The sequence below is a fragment of the Ciceribacter sichuanensis genome (assembly GCF_024055605.1).
Lineage (GTDB): Bacteria > Pseudomonadota > Alphaproteobacteria > Rhizobiales > Rhizobiaceae > Allorhizobium > Allorhizobium sichuanense.
In genome coordinates this window covers 766949-784816 of sequence record NZ_JAMXLX010000002.1, presented here as the reverse complement: position 1 = coordinate 784816, position 17868 = coordinate 766949, and the positions used below count along the sequence as shown (strand labels likewise).

At 61.4% G+C, this 17868-nt stretch carries 14 protein-coding genes; 2 read left to right on the top strand and 12 right to left on the bottom strand.

From position 1 onward, the window contains the following. Positions 1-101: 101 nt before the first annotated feature. The 6 genes from NBH21_RS10030 to NBH21_RS10005 all read right to left on the bottom strand — a co-directional run bounded on the left by NBH21_RS10030 (position 102) and on the right by NBH21_RS10005 (position 8669). On the bottom strand, positions 102-3428 hold the full coding sequence (locus NBH21_RS10030) for an efflux RND transporter permease subunit (protein WP_250915636.1): 3327 nt from the start codon (positions 3426-3428) through the stop codon (positions 102-104). A gap of 13 nt (positions 3429-3441) precedes the next feature. Continuing rightward, a complete protein-coding gene (locus NBH21_RS10025) occupies positions 3442-4632 on the bottom strand; it encodes an efflux RND transporter periplasmic adaptor subunit (protein WP_250915637.1) in 1191 nt (396 codons plus the stop codon). A 446-nt stretch (positions 4633-5078) separates the two neighbouring features. Beyond that, positions 5079-6071 carry an ABC transporter substrate-binding protein gene (locus NBH21_RS10020; RefSeq protein WP_250915638.1) on the bottom strand — a complete coding sequence of 331 codons (993 nt, stop codon included), beginning with the start codon at positions 6069-6071 and terminating at the stop codon, positions 5079-5081. Between the two features lie 19 nt (positions 6072-6090). Beyond that, a complete protein-coding gene (locus tag NBH21_RS10015; RefSeq protein WP_250915639.1) occupies positions 6091-6957 on the bottom strand; it encodes an ABC transporter permease in 867 nt (288 codons plus the stop codon). Further along, positions 6954-7838, bottom strand: a complete 885-nt coding sequence (locus NBH21_RS10010) for an ABC transporter permease (protein WP_250915640.1) — start codon at positions 7836-7838, stop codon at positions 6954-6956. Before NBH21_RS10010 ends, NBH21_RS10015 begins: the two co-directional genes overlap by 4 nt. 42 nt (positions 7839-7880) lie before the next feature. Next, positions 7881-8669, bottom strand: a complete 789-nt coding sequence (locus NBH21_RS10005) for an ABC transporter ATP-binding protein (protein ID WP_250915641.1) — start codon at positions 8667-8669, stop codon at positions 7881-7883. A 124-nt stretch (positions 8670-8793) separates the two neighbouring features. On the opposite strand from NBH21_RS10005, the gene NBH21_RS10000 reads away from it, so the two are divergent. Beyond that, complete coding sequence (locus tag NBH21_RS10000; RefSeq protein ID WP_250915642.1) at positions 8794-9207, top strand: cupin domain-containing protein; 414 nt, start codon at positions 8794-8796, stop codon at positions 9205-9207. A gap of 2 nt (positions 9208-9209) precedes the next feature. On the opposite strand, the gene NBH21_RS09995 is transcribed toward NBH21_RS10000, so the two are convergent. From NBH21_RS09995 to NBH21_RS09980, 4 genes are all read right to left on the bottom strand, one after another. Beyond that, on the bottom strand, positions 9210-9611 hold the full coding sequence (locus NBH21_RS09995; protein ID WP_250915643.1) for a hypothetical protein: 402 nt from the start codon (positions 9609-9611) through the stop codon (positions 9210-9212). Then, positions 9604-10098 carry a hypothetical protein gene (locus NBH21_RS09990; protein WP_250915644.1) on the bottom strand — a complete coding sequence of 165 codons (495 nt, stop codon included), beginning with the start codon at positions 10096-10098 and terminating at the stop codon, positions 9604-9606. Before NBH21_RS09990 ends, NBH21_RS09995 begins: the two co-directional genes overlap by 8 nt. A gap of 30 nt (positions 10099-10128) precedes the next feature. Next, positions 10129-11583, bottom strand: a complete 1455-nt coding sequence (hydA, locus tag NBH21_RS09985) for a dihydropyrimidinase (protein WP_250915645.1) — start codon at positions 11581-11583, stop codon at positions 10129-10131. Between the two features lie 95 nt (positions 11584-11678). After that, entirely contained in the window at positions 11679-12932 is a 1254-nt protein-coding gene (locus tag NBH21_RS09980) for a Zn-dependent hydrolase (RefSeq protein ID WP_250915646.1), read from the bottom strand. 304 nt (positions 12933-13236) lie between these two features. On the opposite strand from NBH21_RS09980, the gene NBH21_RS09975 reads away from it, so the two are divergent. Beyond that, entirely contained in the window at positions 13237-13890 is a 654-nt protein-coding gene (locus tag NBH21_RS09975) for a TetR family transcriptional regulator C-terminal domain-containing protein (protein ID WP_250915647.1), read from the top strand. Here the strand turns inward: NBH21_RS09975 and NBH21_RS09970 are convergent, their stop codons facing one another. Together NBH21_RS09970 and NBH21_RS09965 are read right to left on the bottom strand one after the other, a co-directional pair. Continuing rightward, on the bottom strand, positions 13891-14817 hold the full coding sequence (locus tag NBH21_RS09970) for a DMT family transporter (protein WP_250915648.1): 927 nt from the start codon (positions 14815-14817) through the stop codon (positions 13891-13893). A gap of 128 nt (positions 14818-14945) precedes the next feature. Beyond that, entirely contained in the window at positions 14946-17630 is a 2685-nt protein-coding gene (locus NBH21_RS09965) for a bifunctional diguanylate cyclase/phosphodiesterase (RefSeq protein WP_250915649.1), read from the bottom strand. Positions 17631-17868: the final 238 nt, after the last annotated feature.

Below are 17868 nucleotides of genomic sequence, written 5' to 3'. Positions count from 1 at the left end.
TCAACCGATCTGGCCGGGGGTGTCAGATTTTCTTCATAACAACGGCAAAATACAAAAAAACCGGGCTCAGAGGCCCGGTTTGATGCGCATACTTTCTTGTTCTACTCGGCGGCAAGCGGTGGAAGATTGATGATCTTGCCGCCGCTTTCTTCCTTGCGGGATGTGCCGGGAGCCTGCCTCTCGACGGCTGCAAGGCGCTTTTTGAGGCTTTCGAGCGTCTCGTTGTTCTCTCTGGCCATCTCCGTCAGTTCCTCGGCGGAGAGCGGGATGGTCTCCTCCTCCTTTTTGCCGACCAGTCTACCGAACATCCAGCCAAGCAGGCGGGAGAGGTCGTCAAGAATCAGGAAGAAGGCAGGAACGACCAGCAGGCTGAGCGCCGTCGACACGATGATGCCGCCGATCACGGCGATCGCCATCGGGGCGCGGAACGAACCGCCTTCACCAACGCCCATGGCCGACGGCAGCATGCCGGCGGACATGGCGATGGAGGTCATGATGATCGGGCGGGCGCGCTTGCGGCCGGCCTCCACCATGGCTTCCACCCGCTGCATTCCCTTGTGGCGCATCTCGATGGCGAAATCGACCAGCAAGATGGCATTCTTGGTGACGATGCCCATCAGCATGAGGATACCGATCAGGACCGGCATCGACAGCGGATTATTGGTGATGATCAGCGCCACCGCCACACCGCCGATGGCAAGCGGCAGCGAGAGCAGGATGGTGAAGGGCTGGATGACATCCTTGAACAGCAGGATCAGCACGGTCAGCACCAGAAGCAGGCCGAGCAGCATTGCATTGACGAAGCTTTGCTGCATCTCCCGCTGGACCTTGGTGTCGCCGCTTTCCGCAAGCTTTACCGATGCCGGGATCTGGGTTGAATCGACGGCGGCGCGGAAGGCCGCGGATGCGGTGTCGAGGGCCACGCCCTGCGGCAGGTCGGCACCGATGGAGACCACGCGGTTTCGGTTGTTGCGCTCGATGGCGCTGACGCCTTCCGAATAGTCGATATCGGCGACGCTCGCCAGCGGAACGGTCGCGCCGCTGGCGGTCTGCACTTTCAGGGCGCGGATCGCGGCGAGATCGGTTCTAAGGTCGAGAGAGGCCTGTACCCGGATCGGGATAAGGCGGTCGTCGAGCGAGATCTTGGTGAGGGCCGAGTCGACATCGCCGATGGTGGCCACGCGCACGGTCTCCGAGATCTGCTGCGCGGTCACTCCGAGCCGTGCCGCTTCATCCGCGCGCGGGCGGATCTGCAGTTCCGGACGGGGCAGGGCGCCGTCGGAGCTGACATTGGCGAGTTCCGGCACCGTGCGAAGCTTGGCTTCGAGGATGGCAGCAGCCTCGTTCAGTTCGTCCGCATTCTTGGAGAGGAAGTTGAAGGAGAGGTCGCGTTCGCCACGGTCGTTCAGCTTGGACACGCGGATGTCGGGGATCGGCCGGAGCTTTTCGAATGCTTCCTTCTCGATGTCCCATTGCGGCCGCGTGCGGCCTTCAATCGTCATCTTCGGCAGATAGGGACCGATGACAGGAATGCCGCCCAGCCCCTTGTTGACCAGCGTCTTGAGCAGCGAATGCTCGATGCGGACGAGGTTGAGCGTCACGCTGGCGCGGCGAAGCTCCATATCGCCCTTGGGGGAGGCCCCACCGAGGATGAAGACGCTTTCCACGCCCTCGAGATCCTTGGTCGCGGCATAGATCGCTTCGGTCTTGCTTTCGGTTTCATCGAGCGTTGCATTCGGCGGCAATTCGATGGACAGCACGATACGACCGGCGTCTTCCGGCGGAAGGAAGGAACCGGGAACCTGTGCCAGGAGAGCGATGGAGGCCACGAGGAAGGCAAAGGCGCCGATAAGCGTCAGGTAGCGGGCATACCAGCGGGTCGTGGTGGCGCGCACGAGCCGCGTATAGCCCTTCATGAAGGCGCTGTCGTTGTCGTGATGGTCGTCCATCGCGTCTTCGGCGCGCATCAGGTAAGCGGCCATCAGCGGCGTGATGAGGCGCGCGACCATCAACGAAAAGAAGACGGAGAAGGCGACGGTCAGGCCGAACTGGATGAAGTACTGGCCCGGAATACCCGGCATGAAGGATACCGGAACGAAGACCGCGATGATGGTGAAAGTGGTGGCGATGACGGCGAGACCGATTTCGTCCGCGGCCTCTATAGCCGCGCGATACGGTGTCTTGCCCATCTTGATGTGACGGGCGATGTTCTCGATCTCGACGATAGCATCGTCGACGAGAATACCTGTTGCGAGCGTCAGCGCCAGGAAGCTGACGAGGTTCAGCGAGAACCCCATCATGTCCATGATCCAGAAAGTCGGGATGGCGGACAGAGGCAGGGCGATTGCCGAAATCAGTGTGGCGCGCCAGTTGCGCAGGAACAGGAAGACGACGATGACCGCCAGAACGGCGCCCTCAATCAGGGTGTGCATGGCCGCTTCGTAGTTGCCGTAGGTGAAGTAGACGGAATCGTCCATCAGCTTGATGTCCACGCCCGGGTTCTCCGCCCGGACCTGATCAAGGATGGTGGAAACCGTTTCCGCGACGCTTACTTCGCTGGCGCCCTTGGAACGGAAGACGGCGAAGGTGACAACCGGCTCGCCGTTGAAGCGCGAGAAGGATTTCTGTTCTTCGTATGTGTCCTTGATGGTGCCGAGGTCGGCAAGCTTGACGAAACGACCGTTACTCAGCGCGATGGTGGTGTTGGCCAGCGTATCGACATTGCGGGCGTCGCCCAGTGTGCGGATCGCCTGTTCGGCGCCGGCCACCTGACCGCGGCCCGAGCCGAGGTCGACATTGGTGCCGCGCAACTGACGGTTCACGTCGGCGGCGGTGATGCCGAAGGCGTCGAGGCGGTCGGGGTTCAGCTCGACGCGGATTTCCCGCTCGGCGCCGCCGTAACGGTCGATACGACCGATGCCGCTCTGGCCCTGCAGCGCCCGTTTGACCGTGTCATCGACGAACCACGAGAGTTCCTCGATGCTCATGTTGGGTGCGGAGACCGCAAAGGTCTGGATGGCCGCGCCCTCGACGTCGATCTTGGCGACAATCGGCTCGTCGACGGATGCCGGGAGGTCGCCGCGAATGCGGTCGATGGCGTCCTTGACGTCCTGCACCGCCTGTTCGGTCGGTACCTCCATGCGGAACATGATGAGGGTCTGCGACTGCCCGTCGGTGACGGTCGAGGTGAGTTCGTCGACGCCGGTGATGCTCGCCACCGCGTCCTCGATCTCCTTCGTCACCTGCGTCTCGAGTTCAGCCGGCGACGCGCCGCTCTGGGTCACGGTGATTGCCACCAGCGGCACGTCGATATTCGGGAAACGGGTGATCGGCAGCGCGAAAAACGACTGCAGGCCGACCACCATCAGCAGAAAGAAGGCCAGGATCGGCGCTACGGGATTTCGAATGGCCCAGGCGGAGAAGTTCATGGCGCTCTGTCTCTCAGTTCGAGGCGGCAGTTTCGTCGTTGATCGGGTTGATGTGGTCGCCGTCGCGAACGAAGGCGCCGGCCTTGGCAACCACCACGTCGCCTGCCTTCAGGCCGCTGACGACCTGGATATAGGCGCCATCCTGGATGCCGGTCGCGATATCGACCTGCTTGATGATGCCGTCATTGACCAGGCGGGTGGTCGTGGTGTGCTTGCTGGTGGTGATGGCCGACAGCGGCAGGGCCACGGCATTGGCTTCGGCCACGATGATCTCGGCGTTGCCATACATGCCGGCGCGGGCGCCGTTGTCATCGTCGATGGCGATATGCACCGCGCCAAGGCGGGTCTGCGGGTCGACGATGGGGGAAATCAGCCGGACCGAGCCGTTGAGGCTCGCTGCACCGCCAGCAACGGTGATCTTCGCCTTCTGGCCAACGCGCATCTTCAGGATATCCGTTTCGGATACGTCTGCGACGAGTTCGATCTGTCCGTCCCGGATGATGGTGAACATCGGCTGGCCGCTGCCGGAGGCGATGGCGCCGGTCTTGGCGTTTCGTACCGACACTACGCCGGCAAACGGGCTCTTCACATCGGTACGGGCCAGACTGAGGTTGATGTCTGCGATCTGGGCGTCGACAACCTTGATGTCGGCTTCGGCAATGGCGATGGCCTGTTCGGCGCTCGTCACCTTGGCGCGCGCGCTGGTGGCAGCGGTTTCTGCCTGCTCGACGGAAGAGGTCGAGAAGGTGCCGGACTTGCCGAGCGCGGTGGCGCGCTTGAACTGACGGTCCGCTTCGTCGGCCGTGGTCTTGGCGTCGGTGAGTTGCGCGTGATATTGCGCAAGCGCTGCCTCCGCCTTGGCGCGCGATGCCTGAAGCTGGCCCTTTTGCAGGCGCAGCGCATCGTCGTTCAGGCGTGCGACCACGCCATCGGCTTCCACCTTGTCGCCGACATCGGCCTCGAGCGTCTTGATCGACAGTCCCTCGACGAGCGGCTGCACATAGATCTCTTCCACCGGCTTGATGGTGCCTGTCGCAACGATCCTGTCGACCAGCGGCCGGGTCTCGGCCTTCGTCACGACGATCGAGGGGATCTTGGGCTGCTGCGGCGCCGATGCGACCGCCTCCTCCGCCTGCGCGGCATAAGGCACGAACAGGGCGGACAAGACGAGCAGTCCGGCGATGGCATCCTTGTTGCGAACCATGGGCTCCTTCCAGCATTCATGCGAATGCACCAATAGTTATTAAATAAAACTTGTTTTCCCGTGGGAAATCGTCAAGATGCCAATAGAACAGCTTCCGGATTCCACTCCCTCGGGAGGAAAATCCTTCTATTACACAACCGGTTCATAGTTGTGTATCGCTCGTTCGACTTACAAGAGCGACAAGCACCTTCTTCGCGGCGAAAATTTTACGCGTGTGTTTCCTGCAAATCAATGTGGTCGCAAAGCCACAGGTTGAGCCCCCACTGCGGGCAACGCGGGAAAACAAAAAAGGCGCAGGGGCCAGGCCCCGTGCGCCTTTCTTTGCGTCTAGAGCATTTCCGGCGATAACGGAATCGCCTGCAATGCTCTATCTCTTTGGTTTCACGCAATTCCGGACGCAAAACCGGTTCCCACTTTTGCTGGAATTGCTCTACCGTCGCGTCCGACTATTTCAGCGCGGCGTCGGTGATCTCATGCGTCCAGGCGCCGGTCGGCTCCTTGGTGATGACCGGATCGGAACCGCCGCCGAGCAGGGTGGCGACGGTGCGCTTGTAGTCTGCTTCGTCGAGCGCGCCGTTGGAACCGGCGGTCAGCTTGGCGACTTCGCCCATCATGCGCTTCTGGTGCTTCTCGGTTTGGGCGCCGGAGGCGTCGTTTTCCAGAACGATGCCAGCCGCTTCATCGGAGTTTTCCTCGGCCCACTTCCAGCCCTTCATCGAGGCGCGGACGAACTTGACCATCTTTTCCTTGAAGGCCGGGTCCTTCAGCTTGTCTTCCAGAACATAGAGGCCGTCCTCGAGGGTGGCGACGCCTTCGTCCTCGTACTTGAAGGTGACGAGGTCTTCCGGCTTGATGCCTGCGTCGATGACCTGCCAGTATTCGTTATAGGTCATGGTCGAGATACAGGCGGCCTGCTTCTGCAGCAGCGGATCGACGTTGAAGCCCTGCTTCAGCACCGTCACGCCATCGGCGCCACCGGTGGTCGGGATCTTCAGGTGGGCCATCCACGACAGGAACGGATATTCGTTGCCGAAGAACCAGACGCCCAGCGTCTTGCCCTTGAAGTCGTCCGGCTTGGTGATGCCGGTTTCCTTGAGGCAGGTCAGCATCATGCCCGACTTTTTGAACGGCTGGGCGATGTTGACGAGCGGGGTGCCCTTTTCGCGCACGGCCAGAGCCGAAGGCATCCAGTCGATGACGACGTCGGCGCCGCCGCCGGCGATGACCTGTGCCGGTGCAATGTCCGGGCCGCCGGGCTTGATGTCGACGTCGAGACCTTCTTCTTCATAGAAGCCCTTGTCCTTGGCGACGTAGTAGCCGGCGAACTGGGCCTGCGTCACCCATTTCAGCTGCAGCGTCACCTTGTCGGCGGCCGCCGCCTGCATCGCCGTCAGCGAGACGGCGCCTGCCAGCAGCAGGGATGCGATCTTGAATTTCATGTCTGTTCCCTCTTCTTTTTTACGCCTGTCCACCGCGGACAGACGGATGCCAGAAGGTGACGGCGCGCTCTGCCAGCGCCACCACCCCATAAAAGATCGAGCCTGCGAGCGCGGCGACCGCGATCTCGGCCCAGACCATGTCGACATTGCTTCGCCCCACTTCCGTGGAAATCCGGAACCCCATGCCGACAATCGGGGTGCCGAAAAACTCTGCCACGATGGCGCCGATCAGCGCCAGCGTCGAATTGATCTTGAGTGCGTTGAAGATGAACGGCCAGGCGGCGGGCAGGCGAAGCTTGGTCAGCGTCTGCCACCAGTTTGCCGCATAGGTGCGCATCAGGTCGCGTTCCATGTGGCTTGCCGCACCCAGCCCCTGCACGGTGTTCACCAGCATGGGGAAGAAGGTCATGATGACGACGACGGCGACCTTGGACTGCCAGTCGAAGCCGAACCACATGACCATGATGGGCGCGACGCCGACGACCGGCAGCGCGGACACGAAATTGCCGATGGGCAGCAGGCCCTTCTGCAGGAAGGGTGAGCGGTCGACGAGGATCGCCACGATGAAGCCGAGACCGCAGCCGAGCACATAGCCGGTCAATACGGACTTGAGGAAGGTCTGCCGGAAGTCGGCCCATAGCGTCGGGATGGAGTTGATGAGCCGCGTCCAGATCATCGACGGTGCCGGAAGCAGGATCGAGGGAATGGAGAAGCCGCGCACCACGCATTCCCAGATAACCAGCAGCGTGACGCCGAAGATCAGCGGCACGGCCGTATTGGCGACGCGGCGAAGCGCCGGGTTGGCGAAGTGCTGCCGCACCAGCCATTCGTTGAGCCCCCAGGTCGCAAGCCAGAAGACGACGGCGAAAAGCAGATAACCGTTCATGGCTTGACCCCCATGCGTTTCAGAACGCGGCCATGGGCGAAGCCGACGATGGCGACGAGACAGGCGGCGAGACCCGCCGCCATGAACAGCGCCGCCCAGATCTGGATGGTCTGTCCGTAATAGGAGCCGGAGAGCAGGCGTGCGCCGAGGCCTGCGACAGCACCGGTCGGCAGCTCGCCGACGATGGCGCCTACCAGCGAGATGGCGATTGCCACCTTGAGCGAGGTGAAGAGGTAGGGCATCGAGGCCGGCCAGCGGAGTTTCCAGAAGGTCTGGGGCTGGCTGGCATTGTAGGTGTGCATCAGGTCGAGCAGCAGCGTATCAGGACTTCTCAACCCCTTCACCATGCCGACGACGATGGGGAAGAAGGATAGATAGGTCGAGATCAGCGCCTTTGGCAGCACGCCCGAAATGCCGATCGCATTGAGCACAACGATGATCATCGGCGCGACCGCAAGGATCGGGATCGTTTGGCTGGCGATGACCCACGGCATCAGCGAGCGGTCCATTGCTCGATTATGCACGATGCCGACAGCGAGCAGGATGCCGAGCACGGTGCCGATAGCGAAGCCTAGCAGGGTGGCTGAAAGCGTTATCCACGCATGGTAGACGAGGCTGCGCTTCGAGGTGATCGCCTTGTTGATGGTGGTATCCCACAGCTCGACGGCGATCTGGTGCGGTGCCGGCAATACCGGGCGCTCCTGAACGAAGGTGCGTTCCACCACCTGCCCGAAGCTCAGCGTCTCGTTGTCGCGCGCCGCCTGATCACGCACGAAGGGCGCGTTGAGATAGATGACGAAGACATGCCAGATGACGAGGATGGCGAATATGACGGTGAGGATCGGAAGGACCCGATCGCGGAAGAGGGAGGGGGATGTCATACGTGTCCTCCCGTCGAACAGAGAGAAAGAGAACCGCGCTCCTTATTCCTCATAGCTGTGCCCTGCCTTCAGGCCTTCGCGAACGCGGTGGGCGATTTCGAGGAATTCGGGGGATTCTCGGATTTCCAGCGGGCGTTCGCGCGGCAGGGTGGACTCGATCACGTCGGTCACGCGGCCGGGGCGGGGGCTCATCACCACGATCTTGGTGGAGAGATAGACGGCCTCCGGAATGGAATGGGTGACGAAACAGATTGTCTTGTTGGTGCGGTCCCAGAGCTTCAGAAGCTGTTCGTTGAGATGGTCGCGGACGATCTCGTCCAGCGCGCCGAAGGGTTCGTCCATCAGCAGCAGGTCGGCGTCGAAGGCAAGCGCGCGGGCGATCGAGGCGCGCTGCTGCATGCCGCCGGAAAGCTGCCAGGGAAACTTTTTGCCGAAGCCGGTGAGGTTGACGAGTTCGAGTGTCTGCTCGATGCGCTTCTTCTTTTCCTCGGCGGAGAAGCCCATGATTTCCAGCGGAAGCGCGATGTTCTTTTCGATGGTGCGCCACGGATAGAGCGCCGCCGCCTGGAAGACGTAGCCGTAGGAGCGGTCCTTGCGGGCGTTCTCCGGCGTCATGCCGTTGACGGTGATCTCGCCGCTGGTGTGCTTTTCCAGATCGGCGATAACGCGGAGAAAGGTGGTCTTGCCGCAACCCGAAGGTCCGATGAAGGAGACGAAGTCACCCTTCTTCACCTCGAGATCGACATTGGAAAGTGCGTGCACCGGCCCGTCTCCCGTCTGGAAGGTGAGACAGAGGTTCTTCGCTGACACGACGGAGAATGAAGCGTTCATCAAATGGAACTCATCGACTTGGTTGCAAAGGCAAAAGGCCTCTTGCATGCTATCATGACATGGCCGGATCGTGCCGGCCTATGAGACTTTGCGTGGAGACCCAACGCTTTGGAGGAGCGGGACCATGGATACGTCATTGAAGCCCACCTGCAGGATCGTCCGGCCGAGCAATACCTATGACGGCAAGCAGGGATTGACCTATTTCGAGGGCATTGCGGCCGAGACCGTCGGCTCCAAGGGTATCTGCATGCATGTGCTGACCCTGCCACCCGGCGCGCGGGCCAAGGCCCATCTGCACGAAAGCCATGAGACGGCGATCTACTGCCTCTCCGGCTCCGCCCACACCTGGTATGGCGACCGGCTGGAAAACCATGTGATCCTGCATGCAGGTGAACTGATGTACATTCCCGCCGGCGTGCCGCATCTTCCGGCCAACCTTTCCAACGCGCCCTGCACGGCGATTATCGCCCGGACAGATCCGAACGAGCAGGAAAGCGTGGTGCTTCTGCCCGAACTGGACGCGCTGGTGAAGGTTTGAGGCTATCTGCATAGGGCCAGCGGTCCCCAGGTCGAGCCATCGTCGATTTTCAAGAGGTAACTGTCGGGGCCGGCGCGGTCGATATCGATCTCGAACGGTGCCTGTTCCTCGTTTCCGCCCTCCTCCTCGCAAGTGGCGGTGACGGTGAAGCCATTGTCCGGATCCTCGTGTACTTCCTTGAACGTGCAATAGGCCGAAGCGGTGGTCACGGCTTCGGACGTCAGCAGGAAGAAATTGTCGGAACCGGTGGATTCACCCGTCATCGCGTAGTCGCAGCCGTCCTTGTTGCCATAACTCCCCTTGATCGGCAGCTCTGCGGCGATGGCAGGAAGTGTCAGCGCCAGCATCGATGACAAAACCGCCGGGTAAAGCGAAAGCCGGTGATGGTTTTTCTGTTCAGGCATTGGGCTGCGCTCCCAGATTTCGGGTAGCAAAGAAGGTGTAGCCGCCAATGGCGCTGCTCAGGATCCACGTTGCGTGGAAGGCAAGGTCCATTGGCCATTGCGTCTGGTCAAAGGATAACTGAGCCTCGTATGGATCGACGTATTCGGAGGAGGCCGCGAATGCAGCCAAAGCGATCACTGCAAACGTGGATATGACAGTGAGAGTGCCTGCGAGACAGTGAAATGCCGGATGCGCTAGGCGCAGGCGTTTGAGGATCCGGTGCATCACGTAACCTGCCGGAAGGAAAAACAGCGCAACCGGCACTGCGAGAAACAACGGAACGATGATGATTGCCGGCGCGGCCACCCAGGGCGACGCACCTTCAAGCATGTTGATCCCGGCGAGGGCGGTGGTGGCCAACGCGAGAACGACGCCGGAATAGGTTCCGGCAACGGCTGCCGTGGCATACCGCTGCATGAACCAATCCTTGCCATAGCTCAGTGCCACCAATGATGCTCCTCCCCCGGAACCGCCCTATCAGACGCCGGATGCCGGAATTCCGGTGCGCTCGACCTTGCGGGGAGCGACCAGTTCCTTCCAGGTGGACAGGGCCTTGTTGACCGCCTGGAAGGGCTCGCGCGACACGAATTGGCCGTGGCCTTCCCGCGTCTTGACGGTCGATTCCTCGATGGCAACGTAGCCGCGGGTGAGGGTGTAGCGCGGCAGGCCGGTCACTTCCTTGCCTTCGAAGACATTGTATTCGACCGGCGACTGCTGGGTCTTGGCCGAAATTGTCTTGGTGCGCTTCGGATCCCAGACGACGATATCCGCATCGGCGCCGACGACGATCGCGCCCTTCTTCGGATAGATGTTGAGGATCTTGGCGATGTTGGTGGAGGTGACGGCCACGAATTCGTTCATGGTCAGGCGGCCGGTATTGACGCCGTAGCTCCAGAGCAGCGGCATGCGGTCTTCGAGGCCGCCGGTGCCGTTCGGGATCTTGCGGAAATCGCCGACGCCGTAGCGCTTCTGCTGAACGGTGAACGAGCAGTGGTCGGTGGCGACGCAGGAGAGCGAGCCTGCCTGCAGGCCGGCCCAGAGGCTGTCCTGATGCAGCTTGTTGCGGAAGGGCGGGGACATGACGCGGGCGGCGGCATGATCCCAGTCGGGGTTCGAATACTCGCTGTCATCGAGCAGCAGATGCTGGATCAACGGCTCGCCATAGACGCGCATGCCCTTCTGGCGGGCGCGGCGGATGGCTTCGTGTGCCTGTTCGCAGGAGGTGTGGACGATATAGACCGGGCAACCGGCCATGTCGGCGATGGTGATGGCGCGGTTGGTCGCTTCGCCCTCGACTTCCGGCGGGCGGGAATAGGCGTGGGCTTCCGGGCCGTTGTTGCCTGATGCCATCAGCTTTTCCTGCATCGAGGCGACGATGTCGCCGTTTTCGGCATGGACCAGCGGCAGGGCGCCGAGTTCGGCGCAACGTGAGAAGGAGGCGAACATTTCGTCGTCGTTCACCATCAGCGCGCCCTTGTAGGCCATGAAGTGCTTGAAGGTGTTGATGCCCTTTTCTCGGACGACGGTTTCCATCTCCTCGAAGACCTGCTTGTCCCACCATGTCACCGCCATGTGGAAGGAATAGTCGGCATTGGCCCTGGTGGACTTGTTGTCCCAGCGCTTCAGCGCGTCGAGGAGCGACTGGCCCGGATCGGGCAGACAGAAATCGACCACCATGGTGGTGCCGCCGGCGAGACCGGCGCGGGTGCCGCTTTCGAAGTCGTCGGCGGAGTAGGTGCCCATGAACGGCATTTCGAGGTGAACATGCGGGTCGATGCCGCCCGGCATGACATAGCAGCCGGCCGCATCCAGAACCTCGTCGCCGGAAAGGTTCGGGCCGATCTCGACGATCACGCCGCCTTCGATCTTGACGTCAGCCTTGTAGGTGAGATCGGCGGTAACGACCGTGCCGCCCTTGATGACTGTGCTCATTGGTCCCTGTTCCCTGTTTTATATTCTGGAATGGACCGTCGACCTGCTTTCTGCCGACGGCCGGAAGCTTGAGGCTGCGCGAGATGCGGCGCAGCCTAGGCCATGATCTCCGCGGTCTCGATGACGGCATGGAACAGCACGTCGCAGCCGGCGGTGGCCCAGTCCTTCGAGATTTCCTCGGCCTCGTTGTGGGAAAGGCCGTCGACGCAGGGGCACATGATCATTGTGGTCGGCGCAACCTTGGCCGTCCAGCAGGCGTCATGGCCGGCACCGGAGATGATGTTCATGTGGCTGTAGCCCAGCCGCTCGGCGGCGTTGCGCACGCGGTCCACCAGCACCGGATCGAAGGTGACGGGGTCGAAATGACCGACCGCCTCGACCGAACAGCCCACGCCGATGGCTTCGCAGATCTTGGCCGCTTCGGCTTCGATCTTTGCCCGCATGGCATTGAGTTTGGCGAGATCCGGCGTGCGGATGTCAACCGTGAACACGACCTTGCCCGGCAGCACGTTGCGGGAGTTGGGTGAGAAGAATACCTGGCCGACGCCGCCCACGGCGCCCGGTTGGTTTTCCATGGCAACGGCCTGCACCATCTCGACGATGCGGCTCATGGCGAGGCCCGCATTGACGCGCATGTTCATCGGGGTGGAGCCGGTATGGGCTTCCTTGCCAGTCAGCGTGAATTCCAGCCACCACAAGCCCTGACAGTGGGTGACGACGCCGATCTGCTTTTCCTCGGCTTCGAGGATCGGGCCCTGTTCGATGTGATATTCGAAATAGGCGTGCATCTTGCGGGCGCCGACTTCCTCGTCGCCGAGCCAGCCGATGCGCTTCAGTTCGTCGCCATAGGTCTTGCCTTCGGGGTCCTTGCGGCCATAGGCATAGTCGAGCGAGAGCGCGCCGGCGAAGACGCCGGATGCGAGCATGGCCGGGGCAAAGCGCGCGCCTTCCTCGTTTGCCCAGTTGGTAACGACGATCGGATGTTTCGTCCTGATGCCGAGGTCGTTCATCGAGCGGACCACTTCGAGCGCCGCGAGAACGCCGAGGACACCGTCATACTTGCCGCCGGTCGGCTGGGTATCGAGGTGTGAGCCGACGTAAACGGGAAGGGCGTCCGGATCGGTGCCGGGCCGGGTGGCGAACATGGTGCCCATCTTATCTACGCCCATGGTCATGCCGGCGGCTTCGCACCACTTCTTGAAGAGGGAGCGTCCCTCGGCATCCGCGTCGGTCAGGGTCTGGCGATTGTTGCCGCCGGCAATGCCGGGGCCGATCTTCGCCATGTCCATGAGTGAATCCCACAGGCGATCGCCGTTTACGCGCAAGTTCTCGCCGGGTGCTGCCGTCATTTCAAAATCCTCACCAGTTTTTTCGTATGAGCATGCAAATCGCATGCCCCAATATTCCCCCGATCACCGCATGCCGATATTTTATGATTCTTTCGACATTCGGATTGGTGATTGCCTTTATCTGGCACCTAACCAATAATTTGACCGACTGGTAAACATTACAGCTTCCATCGCCGCACTCAAGACGGAAAACACGAAAAATACGAGACAAAATAGCGGGCAGTTGCTCGAAAAATGAGCAGGATCAATCCTGATAAAGATCAATATCTTAGCGGCGATCCGGGAGAACGGGACAAGACAAGAGATGGCAATACCGAGGGCGGCGAAGACACAGCGGCGGACGCGCATCCAGGAGGAAAAGGAAGAACAGATTCTGGAGGCTGCGCTGAATGTTTTCTCGCGAAGCGGCTTCCGCGGCTCGACCATCGACCAGATTGCCGAGGCCGCCGGCATGTCGAAGCCGAACCTGCTCTATTATTTTCGCACCAAGGAAGCGATGCATCGGGCGCTGATCGACCGGGTGCTGGAAAACTGGCTGGAACCGCTGAAGGCCTTCGATGCCGAGGGTGATCCCGAACAGGAGATCCGTTCCTACATTCGACGCAAGCTGGAAATGGCCCGGGATTTCCCGCGCGAAAGCCGCCTGTTTGCAAACGAGGTGCTGGCCGGCGCGCCGCATATCGAAGATGTTCTGAGAGGTCCGCTCAAGGAACTGGTGGACGAGAAGGCCAAGGTGATCCGTTCATGGATCGGCGCGGGCAAGGTGCGGGAATGCGATCCCTTCCATCTGATCTTCTCGATCTGGTCGACCACGCAGCACTATGCCGACTTCGACGTACAGGTGAAGGCGGTGCTCGGCAGCGGCCGCAAGACGATGAACCGCTTCGATGAGGCTGCGGCATTTCTGGAAGTGCTGTTCATCCGGGGGCTTATTCCGGAGCCTTCCGTCGGTTCCTGATCAATCCGGCAGCAGCGCCATCACCAGCAGTCCGCAGGCCGTGACGAGGGCGCCGAGAAAAACCGGTGGCGAGGCCCAGCCGTGGCCGATCAATCCCTCGATGACGATGATGAAGGTCGGTGTGAGATAGCCGTATGCCAACACTTTCGGGGCGGGCAGGCGCATCGACGCATATTGCAGCAGGAAAAAGGTGAGCGCCGTCGTGATGACGGAGAGGTAGACGATCGCCAGCCAGACGATGGACGGCACGTGCAGCAGGTCGACTTGGGGGAAACGGGGGACTGCCGGGATCATGATAAAGAGGAATGTCGCGACCGAGGCCCAGAAGATGAAGGCCAGCGGCGGCTCCTTGCGATTGAGCAGGCGGAGCAGCGGAACATAGGCCGCGTGGCAGAGAACTCCGATGAAGAAGATCATTTCGCCGCGACCGACATCGAAGGCCAGCAGCGCACCGAGATCTCCACGGAAGATCACCCAGACCGCGCCTGTTGCCGCGATCAGCAGGCTCAGGAAGACGCCGGACCGCGTCCGCTGACGCATCAGCAGCCAGCCGAATCCGGCGCTCAGCAGCGGCATCAGCGTGAAGATCGCGCCTGTCGCGACAGGTTTGGTAAACTGCAGGGCGATGAACATCGTCACCATGTAAACCGCCATCAACGCGCCAAGGATGCCGAAGCGCCATGGTTCCCTTGGCCATTGCAACGACAGGCCCAGTTTCACGCAAATGAACCCGATCAGCAGGATCGTCAGCATATAGCGCAGAGCCTGTACGACAATCGGATCGACCAGTTGCGTGGCAATGCCGCCGAAGGAGAAGGAGCCGGCGATGAGGACGGAGAAGAGCAGCATCGCAAGGTGCGCCCTGAGCTTCTCCCGTCCCTTGGCATGGGTGTTGTGGCGGCTTTGCGCGGTGCTGCTATCGGTCACGGGATATTCTGCTTGCTCGGTGGGCGGGATCTAACGCGGGGGTAGCACGGGAAGGGTCGGGAGGAGAAGAGGGCTCTGTGTCACCGGGTCGCTAGGTTTCGACCTGTGCGCCTGCATTACCTTGAGGATCAGACGGCTTCGGCAGCCTTCTCCGCAAGCCAGTGCCGGCTGCGGGCGAAATCGAGGAAGCTTGCTGCATCCATGGGGCGGGCCAGTGCATAGCCTTGCAGCGTCTGGCAGCCGAGGTCGCGCAGGATTGCGGCATGCTGCATGGTTTCCACGCCTTCCGCGACGATCTCGATGCCGAGCGAGCGGCCTATATCGACGATCGAGCTGATGAGGCGTCGCTGTGCTGCCGAGGAAATGATGGGCGCAGTCAGCTGCCGGTCGATCTTCAGGCGGCGAGGCGAGAGCTTCAGGAGGCTCAGGATCGAGGCGTAGCCGGTGCCGAAATCGTCGATCTCGATGTCGATGCCGTGCTGCTTGATCCGCTCGATGCTTTCGGTGACGCTCGCGCCCTTGTCGTCGAAGGAAATGGACTCGAGCAGTTCGAACGACAGGCTGCCGGGGGCGAGGTCCAGAGTATCGAGCCGCTGCATCAGGGTTTCATCGAACAGCCGCTGGGCGGAGATGTTGACCGAGACCTTGCGGATATTGAGATCGGCCGCGCGCCAGCGGGTGAGCTGCAGCAGCGCCTGATCGAGGATGGCGGCGTCGATCTGAGAGACCACGTTGAGGTTCTCCGCGATCTTGAGGAAGGCGGCGGGAGGGAGTATGCCCTGCTGCGGATGTTCCCAGCGTGCCAGCGCCTCGACACCCGTGATCTCCAGCGTATGGGCGTCGAACTGCGGCTGGAAGTGAGCGATGAAGCCGTTCTGTTCGAGCGATCTCAGGATCGCATCGGCTGTCATCTTGGTGTTGATCGTCAGAGACTTCAGGGTGTCCGTATAGCGTTCCACCCGGTTGCGGCCACGACGCTTGGCTTCGTATAGCGCGATGTCGGCATTGATCAGCAGTTGCTCGGCTGGGATGCCTTGGTCCTGCCGGGTCGCGACGCCGATAGATGCGCCGACTCGGCATTCGTGGCCATCATAGGTGATCGGGGTGTTGAGTGCGTCGATAAGTCGGCGGGCGAGGTCGGTGAATTCCTTTTCGTTCATCGATTCCGGGCATACGACGACGAACTCGTCGCCACCGATGCGGGCCACGAAGTCATCCGAGCGGATGTTCTCGTGCAGCTTGGAGGCGACGTGGCGGAGGATGGCGTCGCCGGCGCCATGCCCCAGCGTATCGTTGATGTCCTTGAAGCGGTCCAGATCGATGTGCAGGACGACGGGGTTCAGTTGCCCGCCCGAGTTGTCGATTTCGGAAAGATACTGGTCGAGATAACGGCGGTTCGGCAGATTGGTGAGCGCATCGTGCAGCGAGGCATGCTCCATGCGCTTGCGTGCCTGCTCGAGTTGCTGGTTCTGCAGTTCCGCCTGCAGCTTGGCGGCGCGCAGCGCATGTTGCAGCCTTACGTCCGCCGTCACGTTCCAGTTCACGCCGACGATCTTCTTGCGGAAACGGGAGTCGCGGTAGGCCGTGCCGTAGGAGCGGACATGGCGCTCCTCGCCGGCCGGCGTCAGAATGCGAAACTCGGTGACGAAATCCTTGCCAGTCTCCAGCGCCGTGGCAAAAGCCCGTTCTGTCGCCTCACGATCTTCGGGATGGAGCGAGTTGCACCAAGTCTGATAAGTGCCCGTACGGCCCGGATCGCAGCCGTAGAGCTGCTTCATGCGGTTGTCCCAGTGCAGCTCGCCGCTGCTGACATCCAGTTCCCAAACGCCGATCCGCGAGGCTTCCAGCGCAATCTCAAGGCGATGCGAGAGGGCTCGCAATTCTTCCTCGCGCTGGCGCAGCGCGGCAATGTTGGCCTGGCGTTCTCGCAGCAGCCGCGCGACCCATAGCACCGGGGAGATGATCATCAGGCCGACGAACATCATGACCGCGCGGAAGAACCAGAGTTCGGCGGAGGATTGATCCCAGCCGCCCTTGGGTGCGGCGGCGATCTGCCAGCTCTCGGTGCTGAAGCCGATGGTCATCGTCACGGGCGCGTCGTTGAAGACCGCCGGATCGCCGAAGAAGGTCTTGTCGGTTGCGCTGTCGCCCTCGCTTCTGGCGGCAATGGCGACATTGATGTCGAGACCGGGGTTTTCGAGACCGGCGGCGGCATAGAGCTTGCTGATGTCGATCACCGCCGAAAGCAGGCCCCAGAAGGTGTATCCGCCCTGGCCGTTGCCATAGCTGATCGGGTAGCGGACGATGAGGCCCTTGCCGCCCTGCACGAGATCGACCGGCCCCGTGACTACATAGCGACCCGTGTCGCGGGCCTGATAGGCGGCTTTGCGCTGTGCGTCGTTCCGACGATAGTCGAGCCCGATGACCTTCTCGTTGCCGGAGATCGGATAGACCAGCTTGGTGACGAGGTCAGGGGCCGCGGCCACATTCCTGAGTTGGTGGGGCGTTGCAAAGATGCGATAGGCGAGGGCTGAGAACCGGTTCTGGTCTATCTGGGGTTCGGTCTCCATGACCGCTGCCAGGCCCTGCATGAGCTGGATGTTGGCGTTGATGTCGCCTTCGAGCTTTGCCCTGATCACGCCGATCTGCTCGGCGACGCTGGTACGCAGGTTTTCCTGGTTCAATCGTCGCTTCTGGTTATCGGCATAGAAGATCGAGATGGCCACGGCGATGACAACGATGAGCGCAGGAAAATAGTATTGCGGCGCCGCGCGCAGCGACACCCAGGACTTCTTCCTGATTTTGCCCGTCATACCCGACGCCCCCGGCAAATGGAGTTGCTCGATTCTAAAATGGTATTTTTAAACTCTCTTAAATCAGCTAATTCGCATGCAAGCCCTGAAGATTTCCTGAATCCCTTCTATCAAAAGTGGCAATACCGTGATCGGGTTGAGGCTTTTTTTGGACTCTGTCCCAGCCCGGGGCAGGCGTTGATCCCAGGTTTGGCCGGTAACGAAAAAAGCCCCGTTTCCGGGGCTTCCATTTCGCGGA